General features: G+C 44.9%; 14 protein-coding genes. 3 read left to right on the top strand and 11 right to left on the bottom strand.

Features of this window, described 5'->3' with window-relative positions:
- The first annotated feature begins 34 nt into the window (after positions 1 to 34).
- Complete coding sequence (gene trxC, locus CPG39_RS02370) at positions 35 to 466, top strand: thioredoxin TrxC (protein ID WP_096291867.1); 432 nt, start codon at positions 35 to 37, stop codon at positions 464 to 466.
- Positions 467 to 498: 32 nt separating this feature from the next.
- A complete protein-coding gene (locus tag CPG39_RS02365; RefSeq protein WP_096291866.1) occupies positions 499 to 1,647 on the top strand; it encodes a S1C family serine protease in 1,149 nt (382 codons plus the stop codon).
- A gap of 78 nt (positions 1,648 to 1,725) precedes the next feature.
- Here the strand turns inward: CPG39_RS02365 and CPG39_RS02360 are convergent, their stop codons facing one another.
- From CPG39_RS02360 to CPG39_RS02340, 5 genes are all read right to left on the bottom strand, one after another.
- Positions 1,726 to 5,562 carry a translocation/assembly module TamB domain-containing protein gene (locus tag CPG39_RS02360; RefSeq protein ID WP_096291865.1) on the bottom strand — a complete coding sequence of 1,279 codons (3,837 nt, stop codon included), beginning with the start codon at positions 5,560 to 5,562 and terminating at the stop codon, positions 1,726 to 1,728.
- Between the two features lie 9 nt (positions 5,563 to 5,571).
- Positions 5,572 to 7,458, bottom strand: a complete 1,887-nt coding sequence (locus CPG39_RS02355; protein WP_231990366.1) for an autotransporter assembly complex protein TamA — start codon at positions 7,456 to 7,458, stop codon at positions 5,572 to 5,574.
- Between the two features lie 125 nt (positions 7,459 to 7,583).
- Positions 7,584 to 8,567: an NAD-dependent epimerase/dehydratase family protein gene (locus CPG39_RS02350; RefSeq protein WP_096291863.1), complete on the bottom strand. Its 984-nt coding sequence runs from the start codon at positions 8,565 to 8,567 to the stop codon at positions 7,584 to 7,586.
- The gene (locus CPG39_RS02345; RefSeq protein WP_096291862.1) at positions 8,564 to 9,586 is read right to left on the bottom strand and encodes a ketopantoate reductase family protein; all 1,023 of its coding nucleotides are present in this window, start codon (positions 9,584 to 9,586) and stop codon (positions 8,564 to 8,566) included. Before CPG39_RS02345 ends, CPG39_RS02350 begins: the two co-directional genes overlap by 4 nt.
- A 248-nt stretch (positions 9,587 to 9,834) precedes the next feature.
- Complete coding sequence (locus CPG39_RS02340) at positions 9,835 to 10,854, bottom strand: hypothetical protein (RefSeq protein WP_096291861.1); 1,020 nt, start codon at positions 10,852 to 10,854, stop codon at positions 9,835 to 9,837.
- Between the two features lie 407 nt (positions 10,855 to 11,261).
- On the opposite strand from CPG39_RS02340, the gene CPG39_RS02335 reads away from it, so the two are divergent.
- On the top strand, positions 11,262 to 11,861 hold the full coding sequence (locus CPG39_RS02335; RefSeq protein ID WP_096291860.1) for a DUF4878 domain-containing protein: 600 nt from the start codon (positions 11,262 to 11,264) through the stop codon (positions 11,859 to 11,861).
- An 86-nt stretch (positions 11,862 to 11,947) separates the two neighbouring features.
- Here the strand turns inward: CPG39_RS02335 and CPG39_RS02330 are convergent, their stop codons facing one another.
- The 6 genes from CPG39_RS02330 to cysD form a co-directional block, all read right to left on the bottom strand.
- A complete protein-coding gene (locus CPG39_RS02330) occupies positions 11,948 to 12,367 on the bottom strand; it encodes an IS5 family transposase (RefSeq protein ID WP_419866144.1) in 420 nt (139 codons plus the stop codon).
- A gap of 164 nt (positions 12,368 to 12,531) precedes the next feature.
- Positions 12,532 to 13,413, bottom strand: coding sequence for a UTP--glucose-1-phosphate uridylyltransferase GalU (gene galU, locus CPG39_RS02325; protein WP_096291858.1), 882 nt, complete (start codon positions 13,411 to 13,413; stop codon positions 12,532 to 12,534).
- A gap of 57 nt (positions 13,414 to 13,470) precedes the next feature.
- The gene (gene galE / locus CPG39_RS02320; RefSeq protein WP_096291857.1) at positions 13,471 to 14,505 is read right to left on the bottom strand and encodes a UDP-glucose 4-epimerase GalE; all 1,035 of its coding nucleotides are present in this window, start codon (positions 14,503 to 14,505) and stop codon (positions 13,471 to 13,473) included.
- 79 nt (positions 14,506 to 14,584) lie between these two features.
- Positions 14,585 to 15,544: a DHH family phosphoesterase gene (locus tag CPG39_RS02315; RefSeq protein ID WP_096291856.1), complete on the bottom strand. Its 960-nt coding sequence runs from the start codon at positions 15,542 to 15,544 to the stop codon at positions 14,585 to 14,587.
- 80 nt (positions 15,545 to 15,624) lie between these two features.
- On the bottom strand, positions 15,625 to 17,529 hold the full coding sequence (cysN, locus tag CPG39_RS02310; RefSeq protein ID WP_096291855.1) for a sulfate adenylyltransferase subunit CysN: 1,905 nt from the start codon (positions 17,527 to 17,529) through the stop codon (positions 15,625 to 15,627).
- Entirely contained in the window at positions 17,529 to 18,425 is an 897-nt protein-coding gene (cysD, locus tag CPG39_RS02305) for a sulfate adenylyltransferase subunit CysD (RefSeq protein ID WP_013647722.1), read from the bottom strand. Before cysD ends, cysN begins: the two co-directional genes overlap by 1 nt.
- Positions 18,426 to 18,565: the final 140 nt, after the last annotated feature.

Below are 18,565 nucleotides of genomic sequence, written 5' to 3'. Positions count from 1 at the left end.
TTATACATTATCAAATTAGCAAGGAAAACCGCTCATGTCCTTACATATCGTGTGCCCGCACTGCCATGCGACCAATCGTGTACCGGCAGATCGTCTGAGTGCGGCACCAAAATGTGGCGCCTGTCATCAAGTATTGTTTACCGCACTCCCGGTTGAACTGACAAAAAATCACTTTAACCGGCATATTTCCAATAATGATATTCCGGTGCTGATCGATTTCTGGGCGCCGTGGTGCGGCCCGTGCCGTATAATGGCTCCGGCTTTTGTTAAGGCAGCTGCCACTCTTGAACCGGGAATGCGTCTCGCCAAAGTAAATACCGAAGAAGAACAAAGTCTGGCAGCTCATTACCAAATTCGCAGTATTCCGACGTTGGCGCTATTTAAAAATGGCAAAGAAATTGCCCGTGAATCCGGCGCGATGAATGAACAAGACATAATACGTTGGGCAAAATCCACAATCCAATGATATAAATAATAAAACCACAGGAACAATCATCCATGCCCACGCTACCCCGCTTTATCTCTATATCATTGGCTGTCGTATTGCTGGTACTTTTTTTTCACAGCTTTCTTTACCATTATTTTCCGAATATGCTTCAGCCGGGTTATTTTTCCGCTGATGATAGACTTGAAGGCGCTGAACCACGAATAGTCCAAGCACGCGGCAATCTGGCTGAAGACGAGAAAAGCACAATTGAATTATTTGAAAATTCGCGTGCTTCAGTGGTATTTATCACTACCCGCCAACGCGTTATGGATGCATGGACGCGTAATATCTTCTCCGTTCCGAGCGGAACCGGCTCAGGTTTTATTTGGGATGACCACGGCCACATCATTACCAATCTCCATGTGATCAAAGGTGCCAGCGAAGCTACCGTACGCTTGACCGATGGGCGTGATTATAGGGCTTCACTCGTAGGCGCGAGTCCGACGCACGATATTGCAGTGTTGCGAATCGGTATCGGCTTCCAAAGACCGACCCCGGTTCCCTTGGGTACCAGCCATGACCTCAAAGTCGGGCAAAAAGTATTCGCCATCGGCAACCCCTTTGGCTTGGACTGGACATTGACGACCGGCATTGTTTCGGCACTGGATCGATCACTCCCGGGCGGTGACGGCCGCACCATTGATAATCTGATTCAAACCGATGCTGCCATCAATCCAGGTAATTCCGGCGGGCCTCTGCTGGATTCGGCAGGCCGCCTGATTGGCATTAATACCGCCATCTACAGTCCCAGCGGTGCCAGTGCCGGGATTGGTTTTGCTGTACCGGTCGATACTGTCAATCGCGTGGTTCCGCAAATCATCAGCCGAGGTAAATATATTCGTCCGGCTATGGGCATCACAGTCGACAGCAAGCTCAATGATCGCCTGACTCAACACCTGAAAGTCACCGGAGTGGTTATTTTGAGCATCAGCCCCGGATCCGCAGCAGATACAGCCGGACTTCAGGGCGCAACGATCACGCCTGAAGGTAACATCATCGCAAAGGATATTATTGTGGCGGTTGAGGACAAGCCTATCGATTCAGTAGATAAGTTACTTTCCCGCATCGATAACTATAAAGTCGGCGACACCATCAAGATCACGGTATTGCGAAAAAACGCGACTATCGATATATCAGTCACTTTGCAACCGGGTGAATGATAAAAAATTAATGTGAATATTTAAGGGCGTAGCAAAAAAACAGAATTCAGGAGTAAAAATCGATATTCGTCCACTCATTCAATCAAACTGAATCGTATAAAACAGATCAGCCGCGCTGTCTTCACCTGCTTGAGTGACAATAGTCACTTTTGGCGTAAGCGTGTAAGTCAGTTTTGTGATGCCCATTGTCGTTGCTGTCAGACCACGCTCATAGCTCAGGTACGCACGCGACGATAGACGTTTTCCGACCACACCAATTTGCCCGGTCAATGAACTGCCGATACCGGCCTGTCTAAATGAGATTTCATCAACCCCCAGAGCAGCACTGATTTTTTCTGTAATACCTCCTCCGGATTGACCGCCTAATATCGATCCGGCAGCCGCTAACAACACGGATGTATCCAAACCGCTTGCATCTGGTTTTCTTCCCAACACGATCCAGGAGAGCTTTTCAGTATCAGGAACATCCGGAGTTGATATAAGCTTCACACGCGGATAACGCACCGAGCCCATAATTTCAACGCCGGCTTCAACCGCCAAATTTTCCCGTAGCGCCAGAATATTTAATTCCGGATCATCCAAAGGACCTTGAAAGCTGACAATTCCACGTTTAACCGAAAGGTTTTGACCGTATGCCTTAAACGAAGTATCTTGCGCCGCAATGGTACCATTGAGCTTCAATTTATTATTTTCATCGCTTTGCGCCTGCAATTGACCGGTAAGACGGCCTTCCAGACCGGCCACGCGAATATGGAATCTTTCGCCTAAATTGAGGCTCATGTTTAAAAGCAACGACAAATTTTGCCCAAGCTGCTCTGGAGCATTTACAAAAACAATATCTTCCGCCAATTCCGGCCGACCTTCCGGTGGTTGCAACAATAAGCCCGCATCGGCCCATAAATCCCCTTTCACATTCAGGCGATGATGCTGAAATCGGATTTCTCCAGAACCGGACGCAATGACCCAATATTCAGCTTTATGCGCCAGCGGCAATTGATGAATTGTGAAATTCATCCGGCTTTCATTACCGGCAAGTCCGATATCGCCGGCAATAGTTAACGATCCCCTCATGTCATCCGATTCGAAATCGCCAAACAAGCGCTTATCCGGAGGTACCTCATGGGGTGTGACAAAATGGAGCCGATCAATTTTTAAATCCGTTTGATGGAATTTTGCCGTCATCGTACCTTGCTGTAAATTGATTCCCTGATCCAGTAATACCACACTCAATTGACTACCGGAAACTGTTCCACTGAAATCCGGCTGCTGCAACGTACCTTGAATATCGACATGAGCCTGAATCTGTCCCTCGGCACTCATGCTGCCGTCAAGCAGGGTATTCAGCCAGTTAAAGGTATTGATATCTACGTTGACCTTACCATGCAATGCTGACTCACGGGAAATCGACCAGTTGGAATCGGACTGCTTGATCGGCATGGTCAGATCAACTGTGACGGAGCCGATAGATTGACTGAATAAGTTGAATTCACTGATTAATTTTCCGCGCTCGGCGATCACCATCAACTGTAATTTCTTCATACCCAATGGCTGCGGCACTTCGCCGGGCAGATACCAATCACCCTGCTCCTGAAAAATTTTCAGATTGCCCATTAATTGCTGGGTAGAAACAAAATTCCAGTGACCACCCAATTGCAGGGGAGATTGATTGGATACTTGCTGCGAACCAGGAAGTAGAGCAATACCGGAAAAGTCGCCCTGAGTTTTCCAGTCCCTCGGTGACCAACGCAATTGATCAATATTGGCAAATCCGCCTGATATGGAAAATCTAGCCTGACCTAAAGAAATCGATTGGGCACTGACTGAGAATGCCGCAGGGGATAGCAAGCGCACTGGCATTTTTCCGGTGGCCGCAATTTCAGTAAATTGACCAGTCCAGCGCAATGATTGCAAGATTTTTTTAGGACTTACTCCGCCCGCTGCTGCTAACCGGAAAGTAATATCCTCATTGATCTGCGCTTTAACTGATAAGATATGGTTCGAAATTTTCCCCTGAGTATCGATCCTCAGCTTCTTGATTGCAATTTTCTCATGCGCATCATAATGCTCAATCGAAGCTTCCAGAGAAATGTCCTCATTGTGCAGATTCGCATCTACAGTAACTCCAGACACACTTCGATTGTCCGGTAAATACAAGCGCGTGCTTGCAAGTTTCAGATCAAGGCCGGGTGCATCAAAGCTACCGGTAAAGTTCACGTTCGCTTGTAAATCACCCGCCAATCCGAATCCCAATTGCGCCAAATCCGGTGCTTTAAGGCGCAGATGAAATGCATTCCTCTTTGCACCCATACTGCCCTGCACCTCCAGATGATTGGATCCCGCTTTTAATCCCGCTTTTCCATCGAACGCATTAAGGCCGTTAAAAGCGATTTCACCAGACCCGCTTACCGGGGATTTCGCTAATCGGCTATTTTGAATTGTGTACTTTAAGGCACCAGATACGTGTGGCGACAATTGCCCGGATATGTGAAGAACCGCATTCAGATTTGAATCCACTGTTCGGACAAAATCCGCAATATTAAAATTTGCCAACCGGCCTGACAGCTCGAATAATTGGTCATGATCAAGCGTAAGCGTGCCGTGCCCGGTAAACTGTGATTGGTTGCGTTGCAAATTCAATTGTTCAAGCGCGACATTCTCACCGGATCTCACAATCACCGCTGCCAAATTGATCGATTTATCCTTGAGATGAATACGCGCAGACTGTGTTTGCACATTGCCGGACCATTGGATTTGTCCGGAAACTTGCGCCGCTTGCAAACGGTTATCGATATGATATGGATTTAATCGTTCGACCCGTATATTGGTTGATCCGAACTGCTCATCCCAATGCCAAATTAAATCACCGCGAAGCAATCCATCACCATCCATTTGCATGTCAATATCCTGCAATTTCAAAGACTCAGAAGTAATCCATGCCTGCGTGCTGAATAAAGATAAAGGAAGGCCACCAGCATCGTATGGAGCAGCCTCATGGTTCTCAATTCGCACCTTGCCTTCCAGTTGCCCGGAGTCATTTTGCACAAAATGCGCGGATAGCGAAAGACTGGCTTGGGGTGCCACAGCTATAAAACTGGCAGGATTCAGTCGTTCGATATTGGCATCCAGTTGCGCCACAGGATTGTCTATAAAAGGATGTAATTGCAGCTGCAAATCTCCAACAATCGTGGATTGCACCGTGCTGGCTTGAATCTTCATGTGCTCCAGGTTGCCCGTGATCAGCATCTGCGCATCACCCCATGGATCAACACTCGATAATTCAATTTGCGCTGATAAATCAAACGGGGAGCTGCCGTTAAATTCCGCCGATGCGGTGACAGAACCCCACGGAGTGTAAAAATTGAGAGATTTCAGTTGATGCATATGGCCATCACTTTCCAGTGCCAGCGCAAGGTTAGTTATGATAGGTTCGGCGTTCTTATTTTCTGCCGCCATCAGATACATCGAATCAATAGTCAATGCATGAATCGACAACGCCAAGGGAAGATTCAAACTTTCAGGTAATGTGCCGCGCGGAGTATCTTCTGCCGAAGCCAAATGATGAATTTTTACTGTTTCCGCTGTCAATTGATCAATTGCGATCTGCTTGTAAAACAATTTACCCAGGTTCCAAACAATGCGGATATTTTGCCCCTCAAACTCAAATTCATCACCGGCAAAATAAATATTCTCAATTCGTAGATCATGCAATGCCCCTTGCACGCCAGCAAAATGAATCGTCCCAGAACTCAATCGATGCACGACAGAAAAAGCCCATTGCACCCCTGATTGACTATTCACAAGCCAATATCCGGCAAGTAAAACGCAAATCAACATTAACGATATCAAACCCGCAAGCCATCTGAATCGACGTGGGCGATTTCCTGGCAGCGGATTATCAACGGATGGATTTATCATAGTCGCAACTCAGAATGCCACAGCCATTGAAAAGTGCACGCGTAGCGAACCGGTTTCGTGCCCCCGGGCCAAGTCAAGCGCGATCGGACCCGCCGGGCTGCGCCAGCGGATACCGGCGCCATAACCTAAAAAAGGATGTATCTTTTGCCATCGATCCTCGGCACCACCAATATCGGCAAAAGCGGCAACGCCCCATTGCTGCGTTAACCAATGCGTGTATTCAGCGGTGCCTGTTACCATGACCAGCCCGCCCACGACTGCATTACCTTCTTGTACGCCTATACCTTTAAAATCATATCCGCGCAGCGAGTGAATGCCACCGGCACGAAATAGATATTCCTGTGGAATACCAAAGCGCGAAGCGGCAAACGTATAACCAACCTCCGCGCGCAAAAAAAAGACATCCTGAGAGCCGACGGGCCACCAAGTCTGATGTCGCGCATAAGTACGAAGAAAATCCTGATCCGACAGAAACATCTGACTGCCACCGCCGATACGCAGCTCTGTTACGTCACCACGCCGGATATTAATCGGATCATCTACAACTTGACGCCTCCAACGCCAATCGAGGACGAGTGCCTCATTAATCTGGTTAATCGCACCGGCAGGTTTCTTGCTTTCATGATGCCAATTCAAACCCAAATGCATTTGAATTTTTTGGGTTTGGTAATTTCGTGTTATACCGACTTTTTCTTCAGTCGTTTTCAAATTCTCTATATCAGTCATTTGTAGACTGGCACCCAATGAATAATTGACATTGTTCTGATCAGGCAAAGTATCAATGCCGGCAAAAAAAGTTTGGCGCTTTTGTTCCAGGCGCAGCATGCTGGTTAAATTCCAGGCGCGATCCAAGAAATCATGATTGCGATAATTGATCTCTCCCCGAGCGCCATTATTTGAACTGTAGCCGGCACCAAAGGCAAAACGCTGCGATAATGCTTCTGTCAACATGACCTGAACGGGAACGGATTGATGCTGCGCAACATCCGGCGTAACACTAACCGAAACGGAGCTAAATTGTGGACCTTTCTGCAGCGTGATTTGATAAAGATGCAATACATCCCGTCGGTAAACGTCACCCGTCTTAAAAGGAGCCAGGTTGGTGATCAATGCGGGATCAAATCGCTCCAATCCGGTGATTTGTATTTCACCTAAATAAAAAACAGGCCCGGAATCGATGATGATTGAAAGGTCAGCACGCGCATTATCAGGATTAACAGTGGCTTTACTGCTCACAATATGCGCAGCAGCAAATTCTTCTTGAGTTACATCGGATAACAAAGCAGCTTTTGCTTTTTCCCATTCGGAAGAGCGAAAGGGTAAACCCGTTTTCAACGACCATGCAGCGCGGTACTGTTCGATGCGTTCCAAATATTTGCCATCCTCACGAGCAACTTCTCCTCGAAATGTAATCAAAGCACTCCCGACACGCGTCAATACACCGGGATCAATTTTGATTTCGGGTATGGCAACATCATCCTGAATTTGCCGCAACACTGAAATCGATGGGGAAAAATAACCCTCGGTGGCTAATAAATCGCGGATTTCTTTTTGTACACGGTACAAAAAGATTTCTTCAGCAGCCGCATCCGCAAACGGTTCTGATGGAAGCTTCAGGTATTTAACAAGAAATTTTTTAATACGATCAGGCGCCGATAAGATAATCACTGCCGAATCTTTGGTCGAATTCTGCACCTCCTGCACTGCAGCAATGCCGGGATTCAGATGAACGAATACCAGCAGGTTAATTATCCAAATTCGGATATACAAACGGCCTGCGAGAAACCGAGAGCCTGACTTAGCGATGCGATCAAATATTAGAAATATCCTCGATCTTATTAATTTGATTTGATTGATTAAACGCTGCAAATAATACTGCAATTTTTTCACTATCATGTTGATCTGACAGGAAACCATGCCCGTTGCTTGAAAACGTCTGGTTTATTGTATTGATGACCTGATTACTCGGATTTGTCGTGATCCATAGCCGACACCCTAATCGATACAATTCTTTATCGCAGCTAGAGCCAACCCTGCAACCGATACCAGGCTATGGCATCGTGAGCCGCTGTTTTTATTGAACGTGGTTGCAATCCGAGTTCATTCAAGCTGGCAGAGGGATCAAAAAACATGCTGCGGCGAGTCAAACGCACCCCGGTTATCGTGGCGAGCGGCATTTCTCCGCTGACATGGTCTGCCCATGCTTCACTGATCCCCGCTGCAAGCAGGGCAACCAGGTAAGGAACCCTCCAACGCGGCAAGGGTTGACCCGTTTCCTTGCTTAGAATGCTTAACCAATCTGAAAGCAAGAGATTTTCCGCTCCCAGCAAATAACGAATTCCCGTTCTACCTTTCTTCATCGCCGCAATCATGCCAGCCGCAACATCTCTGGCATCAATGAGATTGAATTGGCAATCCAGGAAGGCTGGCAGCTCTCCCCTGCAAAACGCTAAGGATAATCGCGTTGGCGGTGTTTTCAAGCGATCCCCAGGTCCTACAGGTAAAGTGGGACTGACTACCACAATGGGAGCGCCTTCTGACACCATCTTAAAAACTTCTTTCTCTGCAAGAAACTTGCTCAGACAATACGGGCCAACCATATCGCTTGCTTTGAGCCGTAGTGTCTCAACCGCTTCTCCATTAGGGTTGCGGGATGTCAGAATACTTTCGGTACTGGTATACAATACTCGTTTAGCGCCACTCTCAAGCGCAACCCGCATAACATAAAGCGTGCCGAGACGATTGATACTATCGAATTCCCGCCGGTCACGGCGCCAGAGATTAGGATCTGCTGCCAGATGATAGACATACTCACAATCACGCGTAGCTTTCTTAACCGCGTGCTCATCACGAATATCAGCACTGATCAACTCGATCCGGTTCAACGGCAAATGATCAACGCCAGCTCCCGGCCGTTCCAGGACACGAACTGACTGCCCTGCATCCAGTAATTGAGAGACTAAATGCGTACCTAGAAAACCAGCGCCACCGGTGACTAAAATCAAGACGCAATCCTCTCGGCCCAATGATCTGCCAAATTTTGCAAGTGTTGATACTTTGGTTTCAAACCTTCAGAAGTTATCTTATTGATGAGTGCAAGCACGGCACGGTTCAAGGGACAAGGAAACTCTCCGGCAAGCCGGATTAGGTGACCTGTATATGCATCGATTTCAGTACGTGCGTGATCGACATGAATATCGGGCGCCATGGAACAATAGGTACCGCGTAGTGATGGACGAAAGAATACAGCCATCATTGCCGGCAATCCGGGTGTGCGTAAAATTAAAGACACGGTATCCGGGTGAAAAGGACCAATACGGGCAAGTGGTATTTTGGCATTCTGAAGAATCGCATAATTCTCTTGCAGCAATGTAAAGAAAAGCAGTTTGGCCAACTGATCGCTTAGCAGTTCTCCGTTATCCACACCAGCCGCAGCCGCAAGCGGTGATATGGCAGCATTGTACATAAGCTTTGTTGCCTTATAAGGCCGTATGTCCTTAACCAACTCAACAGGAAATAACTTGGCTTTTCCCAGAGCCAGAGCCAATGACATGATCTCAACATGCTCGCCATCAGAAATCGGCCGACGCGCCCCAATGTGCAGGCTACCCGGTCGGGTAATTCGGGTTATCGGACGATCACGCTGACATTCCGAAACAAAAGAGGCAATGCCTTCACATGCATGGTTACGTTGATCAAGATCGGGATCAAAACCATTTTGCACCGGAATCAGAAAAGCATCATTTGACAAACGAGCCAGTACCTTAGGATTGTCGTAGGTTTTGGTGCAAAGTAAAATAAATCCTTCTTTCGGAGGTATCCAATCATCAAAGAAAATAAACGGAACAATCTGTGTCCCCAATGCAACTACCGTTACACCGTGTTTTGATCCTTCAGCTATCTTGCTGCGATCACTGTCCACCAGAATCACAACATAACCTTGCTGTGCCAGCACCCAGCCAAGTGCTGCGCCAATACCGCCAATTCCTAGAATATGAATTGGTTTGTTGATTAAATTAGGCATTTATCTTCCTGAACTCAAAAGAATTGTTAAAAAATAACAAGCCAAAAATCTTAAGGTGCTGATCTGTGAGCGAGTGTTTATATGTTGCCGCTGAGAGATCCGGACAGATGGCAGATAATTCCGGATACAAATAACATTAAGACAAATAGTAATCTAAAAACTTAAATTCCGCGATTGATATTTTGCTCACTGTGAAGACATCCTGGGAATACTTATGATTGTTTTGAAGCAGTTCAGGATCTGTATTTTTATTTTAGAGCATTTTTTATATTTGTTAAGTGTTTCTCCATTCTATGGCGCATTTGCTCGCGTCCGATCGAGTGTTTCAAACCACTGCCAAAACCTGTCACTTGATCGGTAAAAGTCCGATTCGTGTAGAAAACCAATGAACCATTGCGATAAGGTAGGCAACCAATAATAAACTGGTTTGAATTATAGGAATGTCCCACATAAAACTGCCGGGAAAGAATTATCCCACCAGTTTTCTCAGTCGATATAATGCGATGCAGCAAAACGGCGGTCGAACGATTCTCAACCTGTCGATTAATCAAAAAAAACCGTTCTTCAGCATTAGCTGGCATGATGACAGGATAATTAAGCCAAGCTTGATAAAGCTCAGGAAAATGTTTGGACAGCACTTTGTTGCTTAACATCGCTGTGCGTAATTCCTTACCAGGGTCAGAAACTCTGCCAGCACCACGATCATAAGTGGCAATTCCCTTCAAACCCTTTCTATGGTAACCCTGCCACCGCTCGAATAAAATCTCCCTGTAAACTTCTGTTATTAAATCAGGATATTCTGATTTTATGGTTTGAAGGGTCTTGAATTCTTGAGCGGACAGATTAAAGGTGTCCCCCGGTTTGGCAATTAAAAGATCCGCTTCATCTTTTTCATCCAATTTAAAATTTAACTCTTTAAAAGAACTGAGTGTCGTTTGCGGCGAAATAAGCGATTGAGAAATAATTTCAGTATCCACCGATATCATGCCTTTATTTCTGAGGAACTCAACAACCTCGGCGGGGGCTGACGAAATAAAGATAGCGACGCCGGCAGCCAATTCCTTCTTGTCATTCTCAGTAACCTGAAAGGAAACAACTTTTCCTCGTTCTAAATTTACCAGCTCTTGCTGCAAAATTCCAAGCTGCTGCATTAGTTCTTGTGTATGCAAATTGCTTGCAGCCTGCGCGGAAAAAGCGCAGCTCATGACCAAGCCAATAATTATCTTGCTTCCGATCTTATAGTTATCAAATAGCTCTTTAAATCGCATAGTGAAAATCCTTTTTTATTTGAAAACACAACAAAACTTTTCTTATCTATAGTGTTATCTATTACTTCGAAATTTCCAGAAATTAAAAAATATTTGATGTTCAGCTTTGAACCGAGCTTATGCAGAGCTGTGCTTGATGGTATATTCTCTAAGTTGCAACTAAATGGATCGCGATGACTATACTCGGAAACACTCTCGATAAATCTGTCTAGCTTTCGTTGACGACACATATCAGACAAATATCTGATTCATCCTTGGGAGAAATAAAATGGAACAGATATTTTGCCGTCGTACTGATTAATATTCGCCAAATCGATGTTCCATAATAATGAAATTATTAATATAGTTGAATTATAAGAATATTTCCTGAGCAAAAGATTGTTGCTTGAGTAATCTTGGAGTTTCTAATGATTGAATACAACATCCTATTACAGACATTGAACTTGAATTGCATAAAACATAGGCTATCAAGATTGGTTTTAATTCTGAGCCTATCATTGATATTCAGCGGCTGTCAGACAATATTAAGCCCCGAACAAACCACTACAACATTCTGGAAGGCGATGGCGAATGGGGATCTCGAATCCGCCAGAAAATATGCGACACGCGAGACCCAGGATCATGTGGTTAAACAAGAAAATATTATGGGAGCATCACTAGAAAAAACTGGCATGATCGTTATCGATGGCTCCAATGCAAAGGTTGCCACTGTTATCGCATTGAAGAATAGCGTAAGTAATAAAATTTTGTCTTTCGATACTGTTTTATTAAAAGAAAATGATGCATGGAAAGTAGATTATCGACAAACCCTTAATAACCTTTCAATTATGCCTTTCGGAGAGGTTATTAATAGCCTGCGGGCAATTGGTGATGTCGTTAACAAGAAGCTGGAACAGCAAGTACCCTTTTTTGAGAACCAGATTAGATCTTTTAGTGATGAACTGATACGACAATTGGATGAATTTCGTCATCAATTGGAAAAAGCCAACCCTATTGAAAAACAATAACCTTTTCCTCGCATAACCGCTATGCAGCACAGCAAGATGTACTGAAGCCTATTCTCTAGGTTTTACATTCCAGAGTTAGTTGACCATTACACTTCGATCAGGCGATCAGCTTGCGTGCAATCCGCTATGGTACTTTGTGTAATAAAAACTCTGAGGCATACCATGCGCGCATCCACAGTCAGATGTATCTTAGTGTTGAGCCCCTTCTTGTGCGGCTCATGCCCTGATTTCCCCCTCACTCCGGCAGCATGAGGATGAACTTTGTAATGACTAGCATCGATCATCGGCCATTCGTAATCCGGATCGTCAATCAGCACTTCCAGTAATTTTTCCCGGATGTCCTTGTTGCACCAGCTGATAAAGCGGCGGTGCGTATTGCTCCAATTGCCATAATCCGGCGGCAAGTCCCGCCATGGCGCACCCATGCCCATAATCCAGAATACAGCATTGAGGAATTGGCGGTTATCTTCTCGCCAATCCTCCCAAACGCCTTGGCGTCCAAGCAGATGGCCTCTAACTGCCCCTATACTTCGTCTGATATGTCATGTCTGTAGTGTGAATTGTGAATGCATATGAAATCCTTACGTTTCTACAGGAATCTCATAGCTTTAATCACGTGACTGCATTATCTGATATGGGAATCTCAGTTACTGTATATAGTTAGAAGTTCTCAGGAATATTCTTTTGTTAAATCAGTTAAGTATGTTTTAAACTCTTCCTTAAGTTCAGGGTGTTGTAATGCAAACTCTACCGTTGCCTGCAGATAACCTGACTTACTGCCACAATCAAAACGCTTGCCTTGGAATTCATAACCTATTACAGATTCTTCTTTTAGCAGCTTTGCAATACCATCCGTAAGTTGAATTTCATTACCGGCGCCGCGCTCGGTTTGCTCCAGAAGTTTAAAAATTCGTGGCGTCAAAATATAACGTCCGACAACTGCAAGATTGGAAGGTGCTTGATCAACCGCTGGTTTCTCAACAATGGCATTTACTTTGGACAATTTATCTGAAATTGGCATGCTATCGATTATGCCGTAGCGGTTAACCGTTTCGTGTGGCACCCGTTCAATACCCAAAATTGAACAATGATTCTGATTATAAATATCGGTCATCTGACTCAAACAGCATCGCTCATTTGCATTGATCAAATCATCTGCCAGCAATACCGCAAAAGGCTCATCACCAACTACAGATTGCGCACATAAAACAGCGTGCCCCAATCCCAATGCTTCTGCCTGGCGGATATAAACACAATCAATACGCGACGGCAGAATATTGCGCACTACATTGAGCATTTCCTGCTTTTTGCCCTCCTCAAGCTTGGCTTCTAACTCAAAAGCTTTGTCAAAATGATCCGGTATTGAGCTCTTATTACGACCAATAATGAAAATTAGCACATCGATGCCTGCAGCAACCGCTTCTTCTGCAGCAAACTGGATTAATGGCTTATCAACGATAGGTAGCATTTCCTTGGGATTCGCTTTGGTTGCCGGTAAAAAACGGGTTCCTAACCCTGCAACAGGAAATACAGCTTTTCTTATTGCTTTCATCCAATATCTCCTTAATATTTCTTAGTAAATTAAATTGGAAAGTGCTTCAGTTTCATTTTAATAGCCATGGGGATTGGTGTTCTGCCAGTGCCAGCTGTTAGTGCACATTTCATCTAATCCAAGTTTTGCTTGCCAGCCCAGTAACGCATAAGCACGATCCGGATTCGCATAACAAGAAGCAATATCACCCGAACGTCGCGGTGCAATTCGATAAGGAATAGACCGTCCGCTTGCCTGTTCATAAGCGCGCACAACTTCTAATACACTATATCCTCGACCGGTGCCTAGATTTACGGTTAAACACTCCGAATATTGATTATTTTTTTGTTCACTTTGTGATGAAGCGCCTAGTGCTTCCAATGCTTTGAGATGACCATGCGCCAAATCAACGACATGGATATAATCACGTACCCCAGTACCATCGACGGTAGGATAATCGTTACCCCATATGCTTAGAATATCTCTACGACCTACGGCAACCTGAGCCACAAAAGGCATCAAATTATTCGGTATTCCCTGAGGATCTTCGCCGATTAAACCACTTGGATGCGCACCTACTGGATTAAAATAACGCAATATGCCGATTCGGAATGAATGATCGCTGTGCTGAAAATCCCGTAATATCTCTTCAATCATCAACTTACTGCGTCCATAGGGATTGGTTGGAGCCAGAGGATGATCTTCCGTCAATGGTAACTTAACCGGATCACCATAAACTGTCGCAGAAGAACTGAATACCAGGGTTTTAACGTTACTTTCCTGCATTGCTTCCAAGAGGCGCAATGTACCTACTACGTTATTATCATAATATGAAAGGGGGTGAGCGACAGATTCCCCAACAGCTTTAAGACCAGCAAAATGTATAACTGCACTAGCTTTGCTTTGCTTGATGGCGGCCACTAAAGCAGCTCGATCGCGACAGTCGCCAGAAATTAATTCCGGTTCTCTACCGGCAATTTGTGCTACACGCGCCAGTGCCTCGGGTTTACTGTTACAAAAATTATCAAACACGGTTACATCAAAACCGGCATTCAGCAGCTCAACACATGTATGAGATCCGATATACCCGGCACCGCCGGTGACAAGAATCATGACAATAAACCTCGGCAAGAAATGATAGATTTATTTAGTCGGATTGAGATTCGCCTAAATTTCCCCGTACTTCACGGAATTAACTGCAAAAATGCTGTTTAAAGCTGGTTATAAAACTTTCCAATGAACCTGTCGGTAAGTGGTTGATACCCGCTGCGGCTTTTCGTCCTCCTCCTGTATCAAATTGCAAACACAATACATCGGCACCATTTGGATTTGCAAGGGAGGATCGCACGCTTACAGTATAAGTACCCGAATGATTAGGTGTTATTACGGCATGTGCGCGTTGCGGATGCGTGTTTGCCAATTTATTGGCAAAAATACCGCTGACCCGTCTTGCCCACGGCGCATCGGGTAATAAATATGCAGCATACCGTTCATCGGTTGTCAAAGGTTGCAATGAATCTGCCCGGCTCGTATCATCCTGATATCCTGCAGAAAGCTTCCTAAAAGCAATCGACTCGGCGATGAAATCAAATGGGCTAATATAAGGTTTGATTTCTTCGTAAAGTGCAGCGGGATGAAAGTGCAGATCAGGCAAATTATCCCCGTAGCCATTGTAGTTTAGATATTCACCCAAGTGTGCAAGCTGATCTATTTCAGTTTCTGTTAATTGTGCGGCAATTCCGAGTTGACGAGCCTTTTGCACAAGATTATCGCCAAAAGCGGCAGTAATCGCCCACAAATGAAATTTCCCTTTTAGGTGCCGATCAACCAGGAGACTGGTACAGACATCAGCGGACAAATCGATATGTGCAGTCAAGTTAGGGTGCTGCGGTATTTCTCCCGCATGATGATGATCAAAATATTCCACCTTAACTCCCTTCTCCAGTAACCGCATCAATCCTTTGCGATTACTATCCAGAGAAATATCGAGCACAGTTAAAAGATCGCCGCGATTTGCTTCCACTCGATCCAGCAGCTTGATATCCCGCTTAACACCGGTTATCAGATTCGCGGCTGTTGGATCCGCAAGTCTGAGTTGATGTAATGCGCATACGCCATCCGCGTCACCATTAAATACATAAAAACGATTCATTTGAATAGCTTCCTATATGAAAACATATGAAAAACAATTAACTCTCATTTTTTATTCAACGGACAATGACTACACAAGTATTAACTTAATGCACCTATGTGCATCAGATAATTGACAATGTGTTCAACAGCCTGCTCGGGAGTAAGCTTCGTTGTATTAATATGAATTTCCGGATTCTCTGGCGCTTCGTAAGGGGAATCAATTCCGGTAAAGTTCTTCAATTCACCCCGGCGCATTTTTTTGTACAATCCTTTGGGATCGCGCTCTTCTGCGACATGAATGGGGGTATCAATAAATACTTCAAAGAATTCACCTTGCTCTACCAATTCCCTGGCCATTCTGCGCTCAGAATGGAAAGGTGAAATAAATGACACCAATACAATCTGTCCTGCATCGACCATCAATTTAGCAACCTCAGCAATGCGACGGATATTTTCAACCCGGTCCGCATCGGTGAAGCCAAGATCTTTATTAAGCCCATGGCGTACATTGTCTCCATCCAACAGATAGGTATGCTTACCAAGAGAATAGAGTTTTTTCTCAACCAAATTGGCAATGGTTGATTTACCGCTGCCGGACAAGCCAGTAAACCAAAGAATAAATGGCTTCTGTCTTTTTGTGGCAGCATGCGCTTGCTTATTGATATTAATCGCTTGCCAGTGAATATTCTGCGACCTACGCAAGGCAAAATGCAACATGCCGGCGCCCACCGTATTATTAGTTAGGCGATCAATGAGAATGAACCCACCGATATCATGATCTTCTTTATACGGGTCGAAAGCGATCAACTGATCAGTACTGAGATTGCAAATACCGATTTCATTGAGTTCCAGCTTGGTAACAGCGATATGTTCGAGTGTATTGACGTTAACCTTATATTTCAGTACCGAAACATTCGCAGTAACAGTTTTTGTCCCGATTTTCATCAAATAGGGCCGACCGGGTAGCATCGGTTCATCAACCATCCACACTATCGTAGCTTCAAATTGATCTGCTACACCAGGCAAAGAATCAGTTGCGGCTAAAATATCCCCACGGCTAATATCGATTTCATCAGCTAATGTCAATGTAACGGATTGCCCCGAAATTGCTTGGGTTAAATCGCCATCGCTGGTCACAATGCGAGTTACGCGGCTTTCTCTGCCGGAAGGTAAAACACGAATAAGATCACCCGGCTTAACACTACCACGTGCAACCATACCGGAATAACCGCGAAAATCCAGATTGGGACGATTGACCCATTGTACCGGCATACGAAAGACTCCGGATTCGACATTCGTATCATCGACTTGTACATTTTCCAGAAACCCCATCAATGTTTCGCCGTGATACCAAGGGGTGTTTTCGCTTAATGCAGTAATATTATCGCCTTTGAGGGCTGACATCGGGATAGTTACAATATTATTCAGCCCTAATTCTGTTGCAAATTCACGATATTCGCTATTGATTCGATGAAAAATTTCTTCTGAATATCCCACCATGTCCAGCTTGTTGATTGCAAGCACTACATGTTGGATACCAATTAATGAAACCAAATAACTATGACGCCGTGTCTGCGTCAGTACGCCTTTGCGTGCATCAATAAGAATGACTGCTACGTCAGCAGTTGAAGCTCCTGTGACCATATTGCGGGTATACTGCTCATGACCCGGCGTATCTGCGACGATAAACTTGCGCTTATCGGTGGAAAAGAAACGATAAGCGACATCAATAGTTATCCCCTGCTCGCGCTCCGCAGCAAGCCCGTCGACCAGTAATGCGAAATCCAGATCACCGGCCTGAGTACCGACTTTCTTGGAATCTACCTCTAATTGAGCCAATTGATCTTCAAATAGCATCTTGGATTCGTACAACATGCGCCCAATTAAGGTGCTTTTCCCATCATCAACACTGCCGCAAGTGATGAACCGAAGCATGCTTTTGTTTTCATGCGTTCTTAAATACAACTCGATATCTTCGGCAATTAAATCCGATACGTGTGCCATTAGAAGTAACCCTCCTGTTTCTTTTTCTCCATCGAACCTGTGGAATCGTGATCGATTAATCGCCCCTGCCGCTCAGATGTTCGCGCCAGTAACATTTCCTGAATAATATCCACCAAAGAGCTTGCCTCACTTTCAATCGCACCAGTTAAGGGATAACAACCCAATGTACGGAAGCGGACTTTCTTCATCATCGGCGACTCACCTTCTCTTAGCGGCAAACGCTCATCATCAACCATAATTAGAGTACCATCACGTTCTACAACAGGTCGTTCCTTTGCATAATACAATGGGACAATAGGAATATTGTTCAAATGAATGTATTGCCAAATATCCAGCTCAGTCCAATTGGAAAGTGGAAAAACTCGAATGCTCTCACCCGGATTCTTGCGCGCATTATATAGCCGCCACAACTCAGGACGCTGTAACTTGGGATCCCAACGATGCTGTGCAGATCGAATGGAAAAAATACGCTCTTTTGCACGTGATTTTTCTTCATCGCGACGTGCTCCCCCGAAAGCGACATCGAAACCATGCTTATCCAACGCCTGCTTTAAACCCTCAGTCTTCCAAATATCCGTATGAATTGCCGAACCATGTGTAAAAGGATTGATTCCTTTTGCAACACCCTCTGGGTTAATATGAACAATAAGATCAGCTCCCAATTTTTTTGCCATTACGTCACGAAATTCAATCATTTCCTTGAATTTCCATGTAGTATCGACATGCAGTAATGGAAAAGGTAGTTTCGAGGGATAAAACGCCTTTACTGCCAGATGCAGCATCACTGCGCTATCCTTGCCGATAGAATAGAGCATTACCGGATGCTCGCACTCTGCAACTACCTCCCGCATGATATGAATACTCTCCGCTTCAAGGCGTTGTATATGTGTCAACATTGTTAATAGTTTCCTTCAAAAAGATGTAATAGCATTAGGGTTATATTAATATAAATAGAGGATCTTTCTTATCTTGAAATAAACCAGTTTATCCCCGTAATTTTAGCTTACAAGCAAGCCTTTTGATTTCCTGCTTAATA

It is taken from the genome of Nitrosomonas ureae, from assembly GCF_900206265.1.
Classification (GTDB): domain Bacteria; phylum Pseudomonadota; class Gammaproteobacteria; order Burkholderiales; family Nitrosomonadaceae; genus Nitrosomonas; species Nitrosomonas ureae_C.
Note: the sequence above shows the minus strand (reverse complement) of the source record. Positions and strands in the feature narration are given on the sequence as shown.